Here is an 18,914-nt window from a genome sequence, read left to right as displayed (position 1 = left end):
ATGCGATTACGTCACTGGCGCCGTCAGGCGATATTGAACGCGATGCCTCTGGTGAAACCGGAGCGGGTGCGCACGCCGTGGTACGAATTCTGGCGACGCTTTCGTCGCCAGCATGCGGCGCTGATTGCCGGTCTGTTTGTGCTGGCGCTGATTGTGGTTGCGGTGTTTGCCCGCTGGCTGACGCCGTTTGATGCGGAAAATTATTTCGATTACGACCGGCTCAACGAAGGTCCGTCGGCGCTGCACTGGTTCGGCGTGGACTCGCTGGGCAGGGACATCTTCAGCCGGGTGCTGGTCGGCGCGCAAATCTCCCTCGCGGCGGGGGTATTCGCTGTGCTGATCGGCGCGGCGATCGGTACGGTGCTGGGGCTACTGGCGGGCTACTATGAAGGCTGGTGGGATCGGTTGATTATGCGCATCTGCGATGTGTTGTTCGCCTTTCCCGGCATTCTGCTGGCGATAGCCGTGGTGGCGGTGCTCGGCAGCGGCATTGCTAACGTGATTATCGCCGTGGCGATATTCTCGATCCCGGCCTTCGCGCGCCTGGTACGTGGCAATACGCTGGTGTTGAAGCAGCAAACATTTATCGAGTCGGCCCGAAGCATTGGCGCCAGCGATGCGACGATCCTCTTCAACCATATTCTGCCCGGAACCGTTTCGTCGATTGTGGTGTTTTTCACCATGCGCATAGGGACGTCGATCATTTCGGCGGCAAGTCTGTCGTTTCTTGGTTTAGGGGCGCAGCCGCCGACGCCGGAGTGGGGCGCGATGCTTAATGAAGCGCGAGCGGATATGGTGATCGCGCCGCACGTGGCGCTGTTCCCGGCGGTGGCGATATTTTTGACGGTACTGGCGTTTAACCTGTTAGGCGATGGACTGCGGGACGCGCTGGATCCGAAAATTAAAGGGTAAGCGAGGGGAAGGGACCGGTGTTGACCGGATGCGACATAGATGGCGCATCCGGCAATCGTCAGGGACAAACGTTAAACCCGGGAACCCCACAAATCATATTCGTCGGCGTTTTCCACCTTAACGCGAATCACATCGCCGGGCTTCACGTGGGTCTCACCGTTCAGGTAAACCGCGCCGTCAATTTCCGGTGCGTCCGCCATGCTGCGGCCGATCGCGCCTTCCTCGTCCACCTCATCAATGATGACCAGTATCTCGCGGCCCACTTTCTCCTGCAGGCGTTCGGCGGAAATCTGTTGCTGTAGCTGCATAAAGCGGTTCCAGCGCGCTTCTTTTACCTCTTCCGGCACCTGATCCGGCAGCGCGTTCGCGCCTGCGCCCTCGACCGGGCTGTATTTGAAACAGCCGACGCGGTCGAGGCGCGCTTCTTTCAGGAAGTCGAGCAGCATCTGGAAATCGTCTTCCGTCTCACCCGGGAAACCGACGATAAACGTCGAACGCAGCGTCAGTTCCGGACAGATTTCACGCCACTGTTTGATGCGCGCCAGCTGGCGGTCAACGGAACCCGGACGCTTCATGAGCTTTAGAATGCGCGGGCTGGCGTGCTGCAACGGAATATCCAGATACGGCAGGATTTTGCCTTCCGCCATCAGTGGGATCACGTCATCGACATGCGGATACGGATAGACGTAATGCAGACGCGTCCAGATGCCGAGCCTGGACAACTGCTCGCACAGACTCACCATGCTGGTTTTCACCGGCTCACCGTTGTGGAAACCGGTGCGGTGTTTCACGTCCACGCCGTAGGCGGAAGTGTCCTGGGAAATCACCAGGATCTCTTTTACCCCGGCGTCGACGAGGCGTTTGGCTTCGCTCAGTACTTCGCCAATGGGACGGCTGACAAGATCGCCACGCATGGACGGAATAATGCAGAAGGTGCAGCGATGGTTACAGCCTTCGGAAATTTTCAGATAGGCGTAGTGACGCGGGGTCAGCTTCACGCCCTGTTCCGGCACCAGGCTCAGGAACGGATTATGCTTCGGTTTGGGCACGTAATGATGGACATGTTCCAGAACCTGCTCATAGCTGTGCGGTCCGGTAATTTCCAGCACTTTCGGATGGACTTCGCGGATCTGATCTTCTTTCGCGCCCAGACAGCCTGTCACGATCACTTTGCCGTTTTCATTCAGCGCTTCGCCGATGGCTTCCAGCGACTCCTGCACGGCGCTGTCGATAAAGCCACAGGTATTAACGATGACCATATCTGCATCGTCATAGCTCGGGACAACGTCGTAACCTTCAGTGCGCAGTTCCGTCAGGATACGTTCTGAATCGACAAGGTTCTTCGGGCAGCCAAGAGAGACAAAACCAATCTTTGGCTGCAGGGAGGGATTTCGGGTTTGTGACATGCTGATTTACTCACGTTGCATCAATGGCGCGGGATTTTAACGGCATAGTGGCGGAAATTATACAGGAATGTGCGCGTCCCGACAGATTAGTTATTAGCGGCGGCGAAAACGCCCTGGCTCAGCGCTGCTGAGGGAGGTCAGATGTACTATTAACATTGTAAATAATGTTAATTCCCGGTGAATTATTGATCTCCGGCAGCTTTTTGAGCAAAAAACGACCATACTATAAAATTGCACTATGGTTGCAAAAAGGAGGAACGAAGTATGTTCGTTGACAGACTGAGAACCGATCTGCTGAATAAGCTGATCAACGCCAGGATAGACCTCGCTGCGTATCTGCAGCTACGGAAGGCGAAAGGATACATGTCAGTCAGCGAGAATGATCATCTACGTGATAACTTTTTCGAACTGAACCGTGAGCTGCACGATGAATCGTTGCGCTTCACTTTGCATCTCGACCAGGAAGAATGGGATGCTTTGCACCGTGCCGAAGGGGCGCTGGCCGCTGCTGCCGTGTGCCTGATGAGCGGACATCAGGACTGTCCGACTGTCATTGCCGTCAACGCAGATAAACTCGATAACTGCCTGACGACGTTAACGCTGAGCATTCAGAGTCTGCAGGCCAACTCAACGGCTGAATATGCCTGAAGCCAGTTCTGGAAACCTGTCTGTAATAAGGGGGAGGATGCTCCCCCTTCATATTAAGTTTTTGTAAAAATCGCCGCGTTATGTTCCTTGCTGACTACGCTTTAACCCAGAGTCATCAAGGAGGCGTTATGCGTCTATCGCTTATCCCGTTTATCCCCGCACTGTTATTTTCAGCGTTAGCGCAGGCCGACCCCCCCGCGGTCAACGTTGAGGTATTGCAAACCAAACTGGACCACCCGTGGGCGCTGGCGTTCCTGCCGGAGGATACCGGTATGCTGATAACCCTGAAGGGGGGGCAGCTACGTCACTGGCAGGCGGGAAAAGGGCTTTCCGACCCGCTGGCGGGCGTCCCTAAGGTCTGGGCGAACGGTCAGGGCGGTCTGCTGGACGTGGTGCTGGCGCCGGACTTTGCCGAAACGCGGCGTGTCTGGCTCAGCTATGCGGAAGCCGACGCGGAGGGTAAAGCAGGCACGGCGGTCGGCTTCGGGCGGCTCAGCGACGATCTTTCGCGACTGGAGAACTTCCAGACCGTATTCCGCCAGATGCCCAAACTGTCCACCGGTAATCATTTCGGCGGCCGTCTGGTGTTTGACGGTAAGGGATATCTGTATATTGGTCTTGGCGAAAACAATCAGCGACCCACGGCGCAGGATCTCGACAAACTTCAGGGCAAAGTGGTGCGTCTTACTGAGCAGGGTGAAGTACCGTCTGATAACCCGTTTGTCAACCAGGCGGGGGCGCGTCCAGAAATCTGGTCTTACGGGATCCGCAACCCACAGGGGATGGCGATGAATCCGTGGAGTCAGGTACTGTGGCTGAATGAGCACGGCCCGCGTGGCGGTGATGAGATCAATATCCCAGAGAAAGGCAAAAATTACGGCTGGCCGCTGGCTACATGGGGGATCAACTACAGTGGCTTTAAGATCCCGGAAGCAAAAGGGGAAACGGTGGAAGGCACCGAGCAGCCGATTTTTTACTGGAAGCATTCCCCGGCAGTCAGCGGCATGGCGTTTTACAACAGCAACACGTTCCCGCAGTGGAAGCAAAAGGTGTTTATCGGCGCGCTGAAGGATGAAGATGTGATCGTCATGAACGTCGACGGGGATAAGGTCAGCGAAGAGGGACGCATTCTGGGTGAACGGGGTCAGCGCATCCGCGACGTGCGCGTCGGACCCGACGGTTATCTGTATGTTCTGACCGACGAGTCCGACGGCGAGCTGTGGAAAGTTAGCCCGCGTAGTTAGCGCATAATCCGCCTGAGTACGCGGTTAGCCTGCTGTTCAAATTCGCTGGCCGCTTCATCGATCGTTGCTTTTCCATGGTCGATGTTTTCCCGTGCGGCGGTAAAGAGAGCGATAATTTGCGGATCTTCCAGCCACGGCATAACCGGCGAGTGGTTCGGTAGCGCCGCGGACTGCTGGAGTCCGGTGACCACCGGATCGTCGTCTTTTAATACGCCTGCGTCGCGCAGAATTTTCTCGCCCGCCGCACTCAGCGGAACGCCACGTTCCAGCCCGGTCGCCAGCACACCCTCGGGCTGACTCATCAGAAAATCGATCAGCATTGCCGCTTCCTGAGGGTGTTTGCTGTGTTTACTAATAGAGAACATGAGCGCGGTTTTATTAAATTGCCCGGCATCTTTTGCGCCTTCACGCATCGGATATGGCCCCATTACCAGATCGGACGGATTAGGGAGATTCTGCGATTCCGCTGGATACAGCACATTCCAGTTATAAATACCGGCCCATTCACCGTTGATCCACGGCTTCATTTCGTAATAGACCCCTTTACCGTAGGCCGCCAGCTCTTTGGCATCCGGGATGACGTGCTGGTCGGTCAGTTGCTTATAGAAGGTAAAGGCTTCCACCAGCTCCGCATGACTCCAGGCGATTTTGCGCCGTTGCTCATCAACCATGGGCTTTTGGTATTTTTGATACAGCCAGGAACGCAACAGCAGCAACCCGTCCTGTTCTGAAAGGATCAACGGATAATAGTTATCGCCGAGCTTCTGTTTGAAAACCGGTCCGGCCTTCAGCAGTTCATCCCAGGTTTCAGGAAACGCCACGCCCGCTTTTTTCCATGTCGCCGCGTTGTAATAAAACAGCATGACGTTTGCCGAGACGGGAATCGCGTTAATTTTGCCCTTGACGGTGGTGGTCGCCAGCGAGGCGGGAGAATACTGGTCCAGCCCAACCGGCCCGCTGAGCTGGCGGAGGTCGTAAAAACCCTCGCCGTTTTTCGACAGCAGGGTCAGCCAGTTCCAGTTGGTTTGCATAACGTCGGCTTCCGTGCCGCTGTTCATTTGCGTGGTGAAACGCGAATAGTAACCGTCCCAACCGGTATATTCCGCTTTCACCTTAATACCGGGATACCTGGCCTCGAATGCGTCCAGCGCTTTCAACGTGGCCTGATTACGCACTTTCCCGCCCCACCAGGCAAAGCGAATCTCTACCGGTTTAGCGGACCAGGCGCTGGCGGCGGCGCTCAGACCGCAGCAAACCAGCAGAAATAACAGTGATTTTCTCATCGTAAACATTCTCCATGTTGATTTATGTCCGGCTATTGCGCTGCTGCCGACGAGAATCAGTAAGTTGTTTCACCAGGCGCATTTCCTCTTCGCGCCATGGCGTGCCGTCCGGTTTCAGCACATCGTGAAACCAGAGCGACTGCGGGTCAGGATGGCATTTATTGACCCCAGGCCAGGGGATCCAGGTTTGCGTTTTGCCCTGCACCAGCCCCCAGTGATAGCAGCCGGTATCGAAGGCGCTGAACAGCGGCAGTTGCTCGCTGAAGACACACTGGGTGTGGCGGGAAAGCCATTCGGTGCAAAGCACCGGCCGGCCGTAGCGGGAAAGGGTATGCAGAAGCGATGCCTGGGTTGCCGCGGGCGCGTAGGCGTGATAGCTGATGATATCCGACAGCGCTATTGCGGCAACGTCAATGGGATGTTCAAGGGTGCCCCAGACATCATGCTCAACGTGCCAGGCGGCAGCGGTCAGCGGCTGTGAGGGGCTGGCGCTCCGCGCCCAGCTAAAAACCTTGCGCAGCAGTCGCAGGGCGTGTTCTTCCAGTTCCACATCCACTTCCACATAGTCGGTGGGGGAGACGAACACGCCACGGTTGCCCGGTTCGTTGTACAGGTCCCAGATGGCGATGCGCCCGTCGTTGGCGAAACGGGTAATGATATCGCAAACGTAGGCTTCCACCTGTGGCCATGGTTCAGCAGACATCACTATCTCCCGGCCCGGGCTGGCGGCGGCCTGGCTGTTATGTACGCCGGGAGTGGGCGCTTTTTGCGGTCCATACCACGGCTCGTCGCCGGAAAAACCACAGTCGTCCAACAGCGTCAACATCACCTGCATATTGTGGCGCGCGGCAACGTTGAGAAAAGCGTCAATACGCGCCATCAACCCGTCCCGGTCATGCTGCCAGACCACATACGGCAGATTAGTACGCAGTGCGTTGTAACCGTATCGTGCCGCCCACGCCAGCTCCTGTTCAATTACCGGTAAATCAAAGGTCTCAGCCTGCCACATTTCGTTCCAGTTAACGGCGGTCCGTGGAAGATAGTTGAATCCGCAGGCCCAGCCGTGCTGCGCAAACCATGCCTGCGCCTGGCGAATAGTCCATTGTTGTTGCATCGTTTTTCTCCTTGCTAATATTATTAGCTAATTTTTATTAACTTTATTTCAGATGCAATCACGGCGCGAGGAATCTGCAAAGGCGTTCACAAATTAACGCCGGGGAGAGTGTGGTATAGTCTGGCGAGGCAGAAGGAGTTGATATGCAAAAGAAGAATAAAATAACCATGAGTGATATTGCCCGCGAAGCGGGGGTATCACAGGCTACCGTGTCGCTGGTTCTGAATAACAGCCGCAGCATTCGCTTAAGCGAGGCCACGCGCGAGCGCGTGTTTCAGGCCGCGCGGCTGTTGGGTTATCAAAAACTGACGGTAGCGCATCGCCAGGAAGGGCAGGAGGAAATCGCCCTGCTGGTCAGCGGGATGCCGGGCTACGACCCCTTTGTCGACGCGTTAAGCGAGGCCAGCAGCACCGCCTGGCAGCATGACATGCTGCTTACCGTCTATGATTACGGTGATGACGTTGAACTGGCGCGGCATATTTTGCAACAGCTTGCCCAGCGCCACTGCGCGGGCATTATTTTTGCCAGTCCGGTTACCCGGGTCTTTGACTTTTCCCCGTTCAGACATGCCGTTCAGATGCCTGTGGTCCTGCTGAATCAGTACGATCCGACGCGTCCTCTGTTGCCTACCTTCTTGCCGGATGATAAGGCTAACGCCTGTCAGGTGATACAGCATTTGCTCGATCAGGGCGTGACGCGTATCGCGCATATCATGGGCGACGAATGGATGGACGCCAGTCGGTTACGTCTGGAAGGTTACCAGCAGACCCTCGGGGCCGCGGGCATTGCACTGGAAGAACAGCTTGTTCGCCAGACAGACTGGTCGCTGAACGCAACCTATCACGCTACCCAGGCGTTGATGCAGTTGCCTCAGCCGCCTGAGGCCATTTTTTGCGCCAGCGACTGGATGACGCTGGGCTGCTATCAGGCGCTGGCGGCGATGGGCGTGAAGATCCCCGACGATATACTGGTGTGCGGTTATGACGATCAGCGCATTTCACATCAGCTCACCCCGCAGCTTACCAGCGTTCAGCTGGCCTATAACGAGCTGGGGAAAATGGCGGTGGAATATTTATGTCAGGGCGATGATAACGCGACGCACTGCAGGCTGGTGGGTAAACTTCAGGTACGCGGCAGTAGCCTGCGTACCGGAAAAGGGCCGGGGCGAAAAGAATCTTAACCGGCCTGATTGCGCGCATTAACTCACCGGGATCATCACCGTTTTACGAAACGCCGGGCGTTCGGCAAGCTGCTGATACCAGCGTTCGAGGTGCGGGCGCGGGGTCCAGGTCAGGCCGACGTTAAACAGGTTATAGACGAACGGCGCGATGGCGATGTCGCCCAGGCCGAACGCATTTCCCGAAAACCAGGTGTGATTCGCCAGTTCTGCATCAAGAATCGCAAACAGCTCATCACAGCGTTTGGCGCCGGCATCAATTACGGCCTGGTCGCGCTGCTCCGGTGGGGTGCGCACCAGGCCCATCAGCACCACGCGATGCGCCGGGCTGAGCGTCTGGTTCGCCCAGTCCATCCATTTTTCACCCTCAGCGCGGCGCGCAGGCGCATCGACCCACAGGCGTTTCTGTCCATACTGCGCCGCCAGATAACGCACGATTGCGTTGGATTCCCAAAGCACAAGATCCGTTTCATCGTCACGCAACAGAGGCACCAGCCCGTTCGGATTCATCGCCAGATAATCGGGATCCTGATTCACACCAAACTGGCCTCCCGCCAGGATATGGCTAAACGGTAATTCCAGTTCTTCGAGCGTCCATAACACTTTCTTGACGTTGGTTGAGTTATTGCGACCCCACAGCGTAATCATAATTACCCCTCACAAAATGGACAGCCTCCGGGCTGCGTTCGTCTTCCATGGTGAGATAAACCTAACATTTACGCAACAGTCTGCAAAAAAAACGCCCCGGTTGCAGCGTGACGGGGCGTTATTGCATAAACTTTAAAAACTTTACCAACTTACGGTTCCCTTACGCTTCTTAGTGCGTTATTACTCACCGCACTTATTATACGGTGGTATGACGTATATTTTTTTGAATGGATACTCGGGTGGCATTTATGACGTATTTATCTTCTTCCCTCCGTAATATCGCAGCGGGTTCAGCCCTGTTATTCCTTTTCGCGCCAACCGCAATGGCGGCGGAACAGACCATTGCCGCGCCTGCCGTGGATGCGCGCGCGTGGATTTTAATGGATTACGCCAGTGGTAAAGTGCTGGCGGAAGGTAACGCTGACGAGAAGCTGGACCCGGCGAGCCTGACGAAAATCATGACCAGCTACGTTGTCGGGCAGGCGCTGAAAGCGGGTAAAATTAAGTTGACCGATATGGTGACCATTGGTAAAGACGCATGGGCGACCGGTAACCCGGCGCTGCGCGGCTCGTCGGTCATGTTTCTTAAGCCTGGCGATCAGGTGGCGGTATCTGACCTGAATAAAGGGGTGATCATCCAGTCCGGCAACGACGCCTGTATTGCCCTGGCGGACTATGTCGCCGGCAGCCAGGAATCGTTTATCGGTCTGATGAATGCTTATGCGAAAAAGTTGGGGCTGACCAACACCACGTTCCAGACAGTTCACGGGCTGGATGCGCCGGGCCAGTTCAGTACCGCGCGCGACATGGCGCTGCTTGGCAAAGCGTTGATCCACGATGTGCCGGAAGAGTACGCCATCCATAAAGAAAAAGAGTTTACCTTTAATAACATCCGCCAGCCTAACCGTAACCGTCTGCTGTGGAGTACCAGTCTCAACGTTGATGGTATGAAAACAGGTACCACGGCGGGCGCGGGGTATAACCTGGTGGCATCGGCAACCCAGGGCGATATGCGCCTGATCTCGGTGGTGTTGGGGACCAAAACCGATCGCATCCGCTTTAACGAATCGGAAAAACTGTTGACCTGGGGCTTCCGCTTCTTTGAGACCGTGACGCCGATCAAACCAGACGCCACTTTCGTCACCCAGCGCGTCTGGTTTGGCGACAAGAGTGAAGTCAACCTGGGCGCTGGTGAAGCCGGGTCGGTGACCATTCCGCGCGGACAGCTGAAAAACCTGAAGGCCAGTTTTACCCTGAATGAACCGCAGCTCACCGCGCCCCTGAAAAAAGGTCAGGTTGTCGGCACCATCGACTTCCAGCTTAACGGGAAATCCATTGAACAACGTCCGTTGATGGTCATGGAAAACGTCGAAGAGGGCGGCTTCTTTAGCCGGATGTGGGATTTCGTGATGATGAAGTTCCACCAGTGGTTTGGCAGTTGGTTCTCTTAAAACGCCAGAAGGCCGGAGAAACGCCGTCTCCGGCCTGATTTAGTACATCACCTTAATCCGCTGCGCTTTGGCGAAGTGGATAAATTCATCGTCGGGACAGCGGTCGCTGACTATTGCGTCAAAGCGTTTCAGATCGCCCATTCGCGCCGGGCGCACTTTGCCGAATTTACTGTGATCCACCACCAGGACATGACGCTGCGCCATCGACATCGCCCAGTGCTTCACCGGTAATTCTTCCAGGTTAAAACAGGTCGCGCCTTTGCTGATATGTACCCCTGCGGCGGAATAAAAGGCAATGTCCGGACAGATATTGTTCAACGTTTCCTGCGCGTCAAGCGGCTTGAAAATGGCGTTGCTGGCATGAAATTCACCGCCGCAAAGGATGGCGCGGCACAGCGGTTTTTCCTGCAGCGCGAGAAAGGTATTCAGTGAATAACAGACCGCGGTGAACGGTGTGTCGTTATCGATCGCTTCGATGATCCACGGCGTGGTGGTGCCGCAGTCAAAAAACAGCGTTTGATGAGGCTGAACCAGCTCTGCCGCCAGGTGCGCCGCACGCCGCTTTTCTTCGACCAGGCGAGACTTTTGATCGCTTAACAGGTAATGGCTGGCGCTGCGGGGCTCCAGCACAATATAGCCGCCCAGCAGCACGACCGGCGCGCTACGGCTATTCAGGTCGCGACGAATTGTCATTTCAGAAACGCCCAGCAGGGTCGCGGCTTCCTTGAGATGAAGTTTATCGCTGCGTTTCAGTGCCTGCAGCAGTTGACCAATACGCTCATCGCGACGAGTTTCCATAATTCCCCTGGACGAATAAATAAGCACGCTGCTGATAGCAGAGTGCTTAATATTACTCTTTTTCCCCCGGTTTAGTCACGCACCCAGCCTTTGCGAATGGGCAGGGCAAAGCAGAACCGATAGGCATTTTGCAGCCCGCGATACAGAGCCGCGCCGTATTTTTGCCAGATCATCTGCGCGTTCAGACAGCCAATCATCCCCGCCAGCAGTCCGCCGAGCATATCAAGCGGCCAGTGAACGCCGAGATAAATGCGGGACCATGCGATGGTGAGCGCCAGCACCATCAGGATGACGCCGGACCACAGGCGATGCCAGAAAAGAAACGCCAGCGCAAAGGTAAAAATGACCGTTCCGTGATCGCTTGGATAAGAGTCGTCCGCCGCATGGGGAAGATAGTGGTAGCCCACGCCTTCCGCAAACGGGCGCTCGTGGGGGAACAGGTGCCCCATCAGCCAGGAGACCAACAGGCTTACCGCCAGCGCCAGCGTCATTTTGACAATCAGTTGGCGCTGGGCGCAAACCTGGCCGCGCGGCCCCCAAAGCCAGAGCGCTACGGCGGCGAGGGGCACGATACCGATCAGATCTTTTGCGATAAAGATAGCGAGGGAAATCATCCAGGACGCCGAGTCCGGCGTAGCGTTAATTAACGAGAACAACCAATAGTTTATATTTTCCAGCATAACTTCCAGACTCAGTGCGTTGACGTAATAACCTGTGCAGGAACGAGAATAAAATTGGCGATCCCACGGGTAAAGCGGCATTGTCCTATTCACCTGTTAAATGAGGTGTTTTTAAGACATTAACGCCTGTTAATCGCTCATGATAAAGCCGCTAACGTAGACTGACCTTAAACCAAGGGGGCGGTAGAGATGAGACGGTAAAAATGTGCGCAATTTACTTTCGCTGCGCATAATTCACTATCTCCGGTGGCGCAGTTTCATTACACTTTGCGCGATTTTTAACTGGCGATGAGATTGCATGCAAAACCGTTTACAACAAGGTGCCCGGCTTGGACGTCAGGCGCTGCTTTTCCCCCTCTGTCTGGTGCTCTACGAATTCTCAACCTATATCGGTAACGATATGATCCAACCCGGCATGCTGGCGGTGGTGGCGCAGTATCATGCGGGGATTGACTGGGTACCGACATCCATGACCGCCTACCTGGCGGGCGGCATGTTTCTGCAGTGGTTGTTAGGGCCGCTGTCGGACCGTATTGGCCGTCGGCCGGTCATGTTAGCTGGCGTGGTATGGTTTATTGTCACCTGTCTCGCCACGCTGCTGGCGCAAACGATCGAACAGTTCACCCTGCTGCGTTTTTTGCAGGGCATCAGTTTATGTTTCATTGGTGCGGTAGGTTATGCGGCGATACAGGAGTCGTTTGAGGAAGCGGTGTGTATCAAGATCACCGCGTTAATGGCCAACGTCGCGCTGATCGCGCCGCTATTAGGTCCGCTGGTGGGCGCGGCCTGGGTGCACGTTCTGCCGTGGGAAGGGATGTTTGTGCTGTTTGCCGTACTGGCGGCGATGGCGTTTTTTGGACTGCAACGGGCGATGCCTGAAACGGCGACGCGCATCGGCGAGCCGCTTTCGTTAAAGGCGCTCGGACGTGATTACCAGCAGGTCATGAAGAACGGGCGCTTTGTCGCTGGCGCGCTGGCGCTCGGATTTGTCAGTTTGCCGCTGCTGGCCTGGATTGCGCAGTCGCCGATTATCATTATCAGCGGTGAACAGCTCAGCAGTTATCAATATGGCCTGCTGCAGGTGCCGATTTTCGGCGCTCTGATTGCCGGAAATCTGGTGCTGGCGCGTCTGACTTCCCGCCGCACGGTGCGTTCGCTGATTATCATGGGCGGCTGGCCGATTGTGCTGGGGCTGATTCTTGCCGCGGCGGCAACGGTGGTTTCATCCCATGCTTATTTGTGGATGACCGCCGGGCTGAGCGTCTATGCGTTTGGTATTGGTCTGGCGAATGCCGGGCTGGTACGTTTGACCCTGTTTGCCAGCGACATGAGCAAGGGCACTGTTTCCGCGGCGATGGGGATGTTGCAAATGCTCATTTTTACCGTCGGCATAGAGGTCAGCAAATATGCTTATCTGAGCGGTGGAAACGGATTGTTCAGCCTGTTTAACCTCACTAACGGTATTCTGTGGCTGCTGCTGATGGCAATCTTCCTGAAAGATAAACGGGTCGGGAACACCCGGGAAGGATAACGCCATGATGCCTGATGGCGTTGCGCTGGCCTGGAGAGCAAAAATTGACAGGCTGTAAGACGCAAAGCGTTGCCATCAGGCTTTCATCAGATCTTAATGAAACGGCGCTTCGTTGTTTAACACCTTATCAATAATATCCAGCACACCTTCCTCGTTATTCGAACCCGCGCGGTATTTCGCCGCGGCGGCCACCCCTTTCCCCGCATGTTCCATCGCAAAGCTAAAGCCTGCCTGGCGCAGCATTTCAATATCATTACCGCCATCGCCGAAGGCCACCACTTCGCTGTCGTCAATGCCCCAGCGCTGCTGTAGCAACCGCAAACCGTTGGCTTTGTGTACGCCCGGGATGATCAAATCGATACTGCCGTAGCCGGTGTGGACCGGCACCATAATATCGCCGATAGCCTCATGCAGCGCGCGCTGGACCTGCGGGATTTTGTCATCTGAAATATTCAGGCCGAATTTGAAAAACACATCGTTAATATTGTCGAAGCTGTCAACGAATTCGAGTCGGTGATAGTACATACCAGCCATCGTTTTCATCGCATCGCTATAGGTTCTCAGGGTATAGGCGCTGCTTTTTCCGCAGGCGATAATGTCGACATCGCGCCGGGTCAGCAGATGATCAACGATGGCGCTAAACGCCGCTTTCGGCAGTTCGCCATTAAAAACATCTTCACCTTCACTGACCACCCAGCCGCCATTTTCCGCGACGAAGGCAATCTCATTGGCTATCTCTGGAAAGAAAGAGATAAGCTGGTAATACTGGTTGCCGCTGGCGACCACGAAACGAATCCCTCGTGCTTTCATCTGCGCGTACTGTCTCAGAAAGCGTTCGCGGTTATAGGTTTTCCGATCGCTCAGAAAGGTGCCGTCCATATCCACAGCAATTAACTTAATAGCCATTTATCCCTTCTCCGTCGCAGTTTGCGTTGTTGATTCCGGTTTGGCGACCGCTCTCGCCACGATTGCCGCCAGTAGCACCAGCGCCAGCACCACCAGCATGGCGCTGCGCAGTCCGTAGTGCTCACCGAGATAGCCTAACAACGGCGGTCCAACCAGGAACGCCAGATAACCCGTCGTTGCCACAACGCTGACGCGGGTTGGCGCGTCCGGACCCGTATCGCTGGCGGCAGAGATGGTCAACGGGAAGCCCAGCGATGCGCCGAGTCCCCACAATATGACCGAAACGCCCGCCACCCAGGCGCTGTCGACAAAAATGATCAGCCCGATGCCGAGCGCGCCCATCAGCGCGCTGGCACGAACAACCGCCACGCGACTGTAGCGATCGATAAACCAGCCGCCGGCAAAGCGTCCGACGGTCATGCCGAGGGTAAAGCCAGCGTAAATCAACGAGCCGGACGTCGGACTGAAGCCGTGGCCGTCAACCATCAGCAGCGGTAGCCAGTCATTCGCGGAACCTTCGGCAAAGGCCATTGCCAGCACCACGACGCCGATAAGCAGCAGTTGCATATCACGCCAGAAGGGAACACCTTTTGCCTGAGGCGTTGAACCGTCGCTGGCGTTTTTGCCCGTGCCGTCCGGAATTGCCCGAATAGCAATAAAAATCGGGGCGATGGCCACCAGAGAGGCCAGTAATATGTGCGTGGTGGCCACCACGCCAAAAGCGGTTAAAAACATCCCCACGCCTGCGCCAGCCAGCGTTCCAAGGCTGTAAAACCCGTGCATCATTGGCAACACGGTCTTATTCATCTCACGTTCAACCGCCGCGCCTTCGATGTTAATCGCCACTTCCGCCGATCCAAAACTGGCGCCGAACACGCCTAATCCCAGCGCAAACAGCAGCGGCGAGGCGAACCCTAACGCGAGACACAGCACTAACATTCCCAACACCGCGCAGGACATAGTGGTGCGGATCACGTTGCGGGTGCCAAATCGTTTCACCAGCCAGGCCGAACAAAGGATGCCGCTCATTGAACCAATGGACAAACCAAACAGGACGGCGCCCATTTCCGCCGTTGAGACGGAGAGCGTGTCGCGAATCGCTGGCGTACGCGTCGCCCAGGAAGCCATCAGCAGGCCGGGCAAAAAGAAGAACATAAACAGCGCCCAGGTTCGGCGTTGCAGGGCTTTACGTGAGGAAAGGGCAGTCATTAAGTTCACATCGTTAATGAAGGACAGGAGACAACATTAGCAATAAAGTGTACATTTGTACATAAACCCGTTCTGAGGAAAAAATGTGCGACGTGCTAATGACCCACAGCGGCGAGAGAAAATTATTACGGCCACGCTTGAGGCGGTAAAAGAGCACGGCATTCACGCCGTCACGCATCGCAAAATCGCGGCGATTGCCGGTGTTCCGCTGGGATCGTTAACCTACTATTTTTCGGGTATCGATGAGCTGCTCACTGAGGCATTGAGTCAGTTTACCGATACCATGTCTGAGCAGTATCAGGCCTTCTTTGCCGACGTGAGCGACGCGCAGGGCGCCTGTCTGGCTATTACCGGTATGATCCACTGTTCGCAGGTCACCACGCCGGAAAACATGGCGTTGATGTACCAGCTTTACGCCTTCGCCAGCCGTAAACCGGCATTAAAAACGGTGATGCAAAACTGGATGCAGCGCAGCCAGCGTACGCTGGAACAGTGGTTTCCCCCCGGCACTGCCCGCGCGCTGGACGCGTTTATTGAAGGGATGACGCTGCACTTCGTGACCGACCGCACGCCCCTGTCGCGGGAGGAGATCCTGCTAATGGTGAAGCGCATAGCGGGAATAGTGTAAGCATGTCGGAAGGGATCGCTGGCTGGAGTTTTAAGTTATAAAAACACTTTATTACCACTCCACGGAAAATGGGGCTCCATAGTTATCGTGACCATTCGGATCTGCATAAATGCTTTAGTCGCAAGAGGCAAAAAAGCATTATGCAGAGTAAAGAGTGTCGGGTATTAGCAAAACGTCTAACGATCTAACTCTTGATATATAGCATAGATACCCTCTGTCTTAAATTCACCATGGGCACAATGGATTGCTTTTTTTTGCTCATTCAAAATGTACTTTCTGACTTTCCTGGAATAGTGTATTGTTAGCATAAACCCCAATGGCAACCATAATAAAACAAACATTGTCAGAGGAACAAAAGAGTACATGAAAAACTTATCTTTATTAAATTTTTTTATGGATTTTTCGATATAATTTATTCCTTCTTGCGTGGTTAACAGGCTGCATAAATTTTCTTTGTTTTCGATCGTAAGTGCATTGTATTGCCTGGTGCTGGTTGGTGATTTTTGTAAGCAGTCATCAGCAGAAATAGTCCAGTTTGCAGGAGCGAATATTGTCGCTGATGTCGCCATTTTTTTTGATATGTAAAATGCTTCGCCAGTTTTTTTCCAGTAAAGTAATGCCGTATCGGGTGGGGTCTTATAAGTTTGAATAAGTGCAGGCATGAAAAAGTAAACTGCAAGTATGAAAATAAATGAAAACGCGATTGTGATTATTTTCTCTGGCCAACCAGGGGCAGGTAAATTTTTTAAGGGGATGGTTATAAAGAATACGTTTAGTATAAATGCGGGGACACCAGATTTTTTTAATATCTCGTTATGTGATTTTCTGTATTGAAAAAGTGCACCTATTAATTTGCATATAAGAATGACTGCGCCGATGATAGAAATCCATGCAGCGGCTGTTGCCGCAGGTGAGCTTAAAAATTCGGCATTGAATATGTTAAGAGGGGCAGAACTAACAGAACTCATAAAATCTCCAGAGGGTTGTTTTTATCCTTCAATCAATTTGTACCATCCAGAGCATAATTTTCAAGAGCTTATGAATTGATTAGCTGTTGTAATTATTTCATATGGATATGCAGCGGAGCGGGGTTATGCACCTTTTCACAAATTTTATCTGTCCTGGTTCTGTCATCGGTGTGGGCCAGAAAAACGGGCGGCGCATGGCAAAAACCAATAGGGTTTATAGGTTGGATGCTGCGAGCGGCGGGTATGTAGATGGGGTCAGACGCGGGAAGGGCGGTCAGGAAAACGATCGGGTGTTCATGCATTCTATCGCCAGCCTGTTTTCTTCACCGGTCTTGCTGCCGTCACCCATAGAAAGAAAGTTAACAACGTTCATTGATTTGAAGACAACAACATCCCAGGCAACAAAAAACCCATCAACCTTGAACCGAAACGGCGGGGTTGATGGGCTCCACAAATTGGGGACATCAAAGAAAAGCAGTGGCACTAGTTATGACTGACGCCTTTAAGAAAAGTTCTGCGCATTTGCAAAAAATTTTCACTTAAGGCGTAACTTCAGTTTTATCCTAAGCCAGGCCAGATAATGATGATAAGCGTCCCCGCCAGTGTGAGCAGTACGTTCGCGATAGCATAGGTGCCCGCGTAGCCCAGCGCCGGAATGTTACTGCGTGCGGTATCGCTGATGATTTCCATTGCTGGCGCGCAGGTACGTGCGCCCATCATCGCGCCAAACAGTAGCGCGCGGTTCATGCGCAGGACATAGGCGCCAAACAGGAAGCAAATGATGACCGGGACCAGGCTGACGATAAGCCCGGCTACCAGCATCTGACCGCCAATCGCTCCCAGACCGTTGCCGATACCGCTACCCGCGCTCAGGCCCACGCCAGCCATGAAGACCATCAGACCGAACTCTTTCACCATATTCAGCGCGCCCTGTGGGATATAGCCGAATGTGGGATGGTTGGCGCGAAGAAAGCCAAGCATGATCCCGGCGAACAGCAGACCGGCCGCGTTACCGATGCCAAAGCTAAAATTACTGAACTGGAAGGTGATCATGCCGATCATCAGACCAATAATAAAAAAGGCGCAGAAGGCGAGCAGATCGGTTACCTGGCTATGAATGGAGATAAAGCCAATGCGATCGGCAATCGTTTTTACGCGACGGGCATCGCCGCTAACCTGCAAAACATCGCCTTTGTTAAGCACCACGTTGTCGTCAATCGGCATTTCAATTTGCGAACGGATCACGCGGTTAAGGAAGCAGCCATGGTCGGTGAGCTTCAACTGAGCGAGGCGACGACCGACGGCATTGTGGTTTTTCACGACAATTTCTTCGGTGACAATACGCATGTCGAGCAGATCGCGGTCAAAAACTTCTTTCCCATTACGAAAGCTCGGATCGAGCCGGGCGTGCGCATCCGGATAGCCCACCAGCGCGATTTCATCGCCCATTTGCAGGACCGCGTCACCGTCCGGGTTAGCGAGTATGCCGTTACGGCGAATACGCTCGATATAACAACCGGTCTGGCGATAAATGCCCAGCTCGCGCAAGTTTTTCCCGTCCGTCCACGCCACCAGTTCGGGGCCGACGCGGTAAGCGCGAATAACCGGCAGGTAGACTTTGCGGTTGGTATCGGTATCCAGTCCCCGCTCACGGGCGATCTGCTGGGCGCTGGTTTGCAGATCCTGATGCTGGAGTTTAGGCAGGTAGCGCGCGCCGACGATCAGACTGACCAGACCGATAAGGTAGGTCAATGCATAACCCAGACTGAGGTTATCGAGCGCGCGGGACAGCTCTGCGCTCTCCATGCCGAAATGCCGCAGCGTATCGCCCGCGCCGACCAGCACGGGGGTGGAGGTCATTGAGCCAGCCAGCATACCCGCCGTCAGGCCGATATCCCAGCCAAACAGCTTACCCAGCCCTAAGGCGATCAGCAGCGCGCTGCCGACCATCACCAGGGCCAGCATCAGGTAGTTTTTCCCGTCGCGAAAAAAAATGGAAAAAAAGTTAGGCCCCGCCTCAACGCCGACGCAGAAAATAAACAGCATGAAACCCAGGTTCAGGGCATCGGTGTTAATGCTGAAATGCTGCTGCCCTAATAATAGAGAGACCACTAAAACGCCAATGGAATTACCCAGTTGGACGGAACCCAGGCGCAATTTACCGAGACACAGGCCAAGCGCCAGTACGACAAATAATAACAGGATGTAATTCCCATTTAACAAATCGGCGACGTTTATATTCACGGAGGCTAACTTCTTGTTTACCAGTAAGCTGTTGAAAGAAATGATAATTTACGCTACTGTTTTTGC

The 18,914-nt window shown here is 54.4% G+C and carries 18 protein-coding genes; 8 read left to right on the top strand and 10 right to left on the bottom strand.

Going from position 1 to position 18,914, the window contains the following annotated elements; genetic code table 11:
• On the top strand, window positions 1-912 hold the full coding sequence (gsiD, locus tag OGY07_RS17470; protein ID WP_042285003.1) for a glutathione ABC transporter permease GsiD: 912 nt from the start codon (window positions 1-3) through the stop codon (window positions 910-912).
• 71 nt (window positions 913-983) lie between these two features.
• Here gsiD and rimO read toward each other — a convergent pair whose 3' ends face one another.
• Window positions 984-2,318, bottom strand: coding sequence for a 30S ribosomal protein S12 methylthiotransferase RimO (gene rimO, locus OGY07_RS17465; protein ID WP_042285002.1), 1,335 nt, complete (start codon window positions 2,316-2,318; stop codon window positions 984-986).
• A gap of 264 nt (window positions 2,319-2,582) precedes the next feature.
• Here rimO and bssR point away from each other — a divergent pair, with 264 nt between their 5' ends.
• Both bssR and OGY07_RS17455 read left to right on the top strand, forming a co-directional pair.
• The gene (bssR, locus tag OGY07_RS17460) at window positions 2,583-2,966 is read left to right on the top strand and encodes a biofilm formation regulator BssR (RefSeq protein WP_042285000.1); all 384 of its coding nucleotides are present in this window, start codon (window positions 2,583-2,585) and stop codon (window positions 2,964-2,966) included.
• Between the two features lie 128 nt (window positions 2,967-3,094).
• Window positions 3,095-4,210: a PQQ-dependent sugar dehydrogenase gene (locus OGY07_RS17455; RefSeq protein ID WP_042284998.1), complete on the top strand. Its 1,116-nt coding sequence runs from the start codon at window positions 3,095-3,097 to the stop codon at window positions 4,208-4,210.
• Here the strand turns inward: OGY07_RS17455 and OGY07_RS17450 are convergent.
• Complete coding sequence (locus OGY07_RS17450; RefSeq protein WP_199956327.1) at window positions 4,207-5,493, bottom strand: ABC transporter substrate-binding protein; 1,287 nt, start codon at window positions 5,491-5,493, stop codon at window positions 4,207-4,209. The genes OGY07_RS17455 and OGY07_RS17450 overlap by 4 nt on opposite strands.
• Before the next feature lie 22 nt (window positions 5,494-5,515).
• Window positions 5,516-6,607: a glycoside hydrolase 5 family protein gene (locus tag OGY07_RS17445; RefSeq protein ID WP_286602026.1), complete on the bottom strand. Its 1,092-nt coding sequence runs from the start codon at window positions 6,605-6,607 to the stop codon at window positions 5,516-5,518.
• 143 nt (window positions 6,608-6,750) lie between these two features.
• On the opposite strand from OGY07_RS17445, the gene OGY07_RS17440 reads away from it, so the two are divergent.
• A complete protein-coding gene (locus OGY07_RS17440) occupies window positions 6,751-7,788 on the top strand; it encodes a LacI family DNA-binding transcriptional regulator (protein ID WP_286602024.1) in 1,038 nt (345 codons plus the stop codon).
• Window positions 7,789-7,806: 18 nt separating this feature from the next.
• Here OGY07_RS17440 and OGY07_RS17435 read toward each other — a convergent pair whose 3' ends face one another.
• Window positions 7,807-8,433, bottom strand: coding sequence for a glutathione S-transferase family protein (locus OGY07_RS17435; protein WP_042284991.1), 627 nt, complete (start codon window positions 8,431-8,433; stop codon window positions 7,807-7,809).
• 248 nt (window positions 8,434-8,681) lie between these two features.
• Between OGY07_RS17435 and dacC the strand changes: the two genes are divergently transcribed.
• Window positions 8,682-9,884 carry a serine-type D-Ala-D-Ala carboxypeptidase gene (gene dacC, locus OGY07_RS17430; protein ID WP_286602021.1) on the top strand — a complete coding sequence of 401 codons (1,203 nt, stop codon included), beginning with the start codon at window positions 8,682-8,684 and terminating at the stop codon, window positions 9,882-9,884.
• Window positions 9,885-9,923: 39 nt separating this feature from the next.
• Here dacC and deoR read toward each other — a convergent pair whose 3' ends face one another.
• Both deoR and ybjG read right to left on the bottom strand, forming a co-directional pair.
• Entirely contained in the window at window positions 9,924-10,682 is a 759-nt protein-coding gene (gene deoR / locus OGY07_RS17425; protein ID WP_042284989.1) for a DNA-binding transcriptional repressor DeoR, read from the bottom strand.
• Window positions 10,683-10,753: 71 nt separating this feature from the next.
• A complete protein-coding gene (gene ybjG / locus OGY07_RS17420) occupies window positions 10,754-11,362 on the bottom strand; it encodes an undecaprenyl-diphosphate phosphatase (RefSeq protein ID WP_286602019.1) in 609 nt (202 codons plus the stop codon).
• Between the two features lie 298 nt (window positions 11,363-11,660).
• On the opposite strand from ybjG, the gene OGY07_RS17415 reads away from it, so the two are divergent.
• Window positions 11,661-12,893, top strand: a complete 1,233-nt coding sequence (locus OGY07_RS17415; RefSeq protein WP_286602017.1) for an MFS transporter — start codon at window positions 11,661-11,663, stop codon at window positions 12,891-12,893.
• A gap of 93 nt (window positions 12,894-12,986) precedes the next feature.
• Here the strand turns inward: OGY07_RS17415 and OGY07_RS17410 are convergent, their stop codons facing one another.
• Window positions 12,987-13,799 (bottom strand): Cof-type HAD-IIB family hydrolase, encoded by an 813-nt coding sequence (locus OGY07_RS17410; protein ID WP_286602015.1) that lies wholly within the window; start codon window positions 13,797-13,799, stop codon window positions 12,987-12,989.
• On the bottom strand, window positions 13,800-15,008 hold the full coding sequence (locus OGY07_RS17405) for an MFS transporter (RefSeq protein ID WP_286602013.1): 1,209 nt from the start codon (window positions 15,006-15,008) through the stop codon (window positions 13,800-13,802).
• Window positions 15,009-15,093: 85 nt separating this feature from the next.
• Here OGY07_RS17405 and OGY07_RS17400 point away from each other — a divergent pair, with 85 nt between their 5' ends.
• On the top strand, window positions 15,094-15,636 hold the full coding sequence (locus OGY07_RS17400; RefSeq protein WP_286602011.1) for a TetR/AcrR family transcriptional regulator: 543 nt from the start codon (window positions 15,094-15,096) through the stop codon (window positions 15,634-15,636).
• Between the two features lie 176 nt (window positions 15,637-15,812).
• Here the strand turns inward: OGY07_RS17400 and OGY07_RS17395 are convergent, their stop codons facing one another.
• The gene (locus OGY07_RS17395; protein WP_286602008.1) at window positions 15,813-16,604 is read right to left on the bottom strand and encodes a DUF6216 family protein; all 792 of its coding nucleotides are present in this window, start codon (window positions 16,602-16,604) and stop codon (window positions 15,813-15,815) included.
• Window positions 16,605-16,729: 125 nt separating this feature from the next.
• Between OGY07_RS17395 and OGY07_RS17390 the strand changes: the two genes are divergently transcribed.
• On the top strand, window positions 16,730-17,101 hold the full coding sequence (locus tag OGY07_RS17390) for a protein kinase family protein (protein WP_286602006.1): 372 nt from the start codon (window positions 16,730-16,732) through the stop codon (window positions 17,099-17,101).
• Window positions 17,102-17,162: 61 nt separating this feature from the next.
• Here OGY07_RS17390 and OGY07_RS17385 read toward each other — a convergent pair whose 3' ends face one another.
• Window positions 17,163-18,848, bottom strand: a complete 1,686-nt coding sequence (locus OGY07_RS17385) for an aspartate:alanine antiporter (RefSeq protein ID WP_042284971.1) — start codon at window positions 18,846-18,848, stop codon at window positions 17,163-17,165.
• Between the last annotated feature and the right edge of the window lie 66 nt (window positions 18,849-18,914).

The sequence above is a fragment of the Citrobacter sp. Cs237 genome (assembly GCF_030332325.1).
GTDB classification, from domain to species: Bacteria; Pseudomonadota; Gammaproteobacteria; order Enterobacterales; family Enterobacteriaceae; genus Citrobacter_A; species Citrobacter_A sedlakii.
This window is presented reverse-complemented; position numbering and strand designations above follow the sequence as displayed.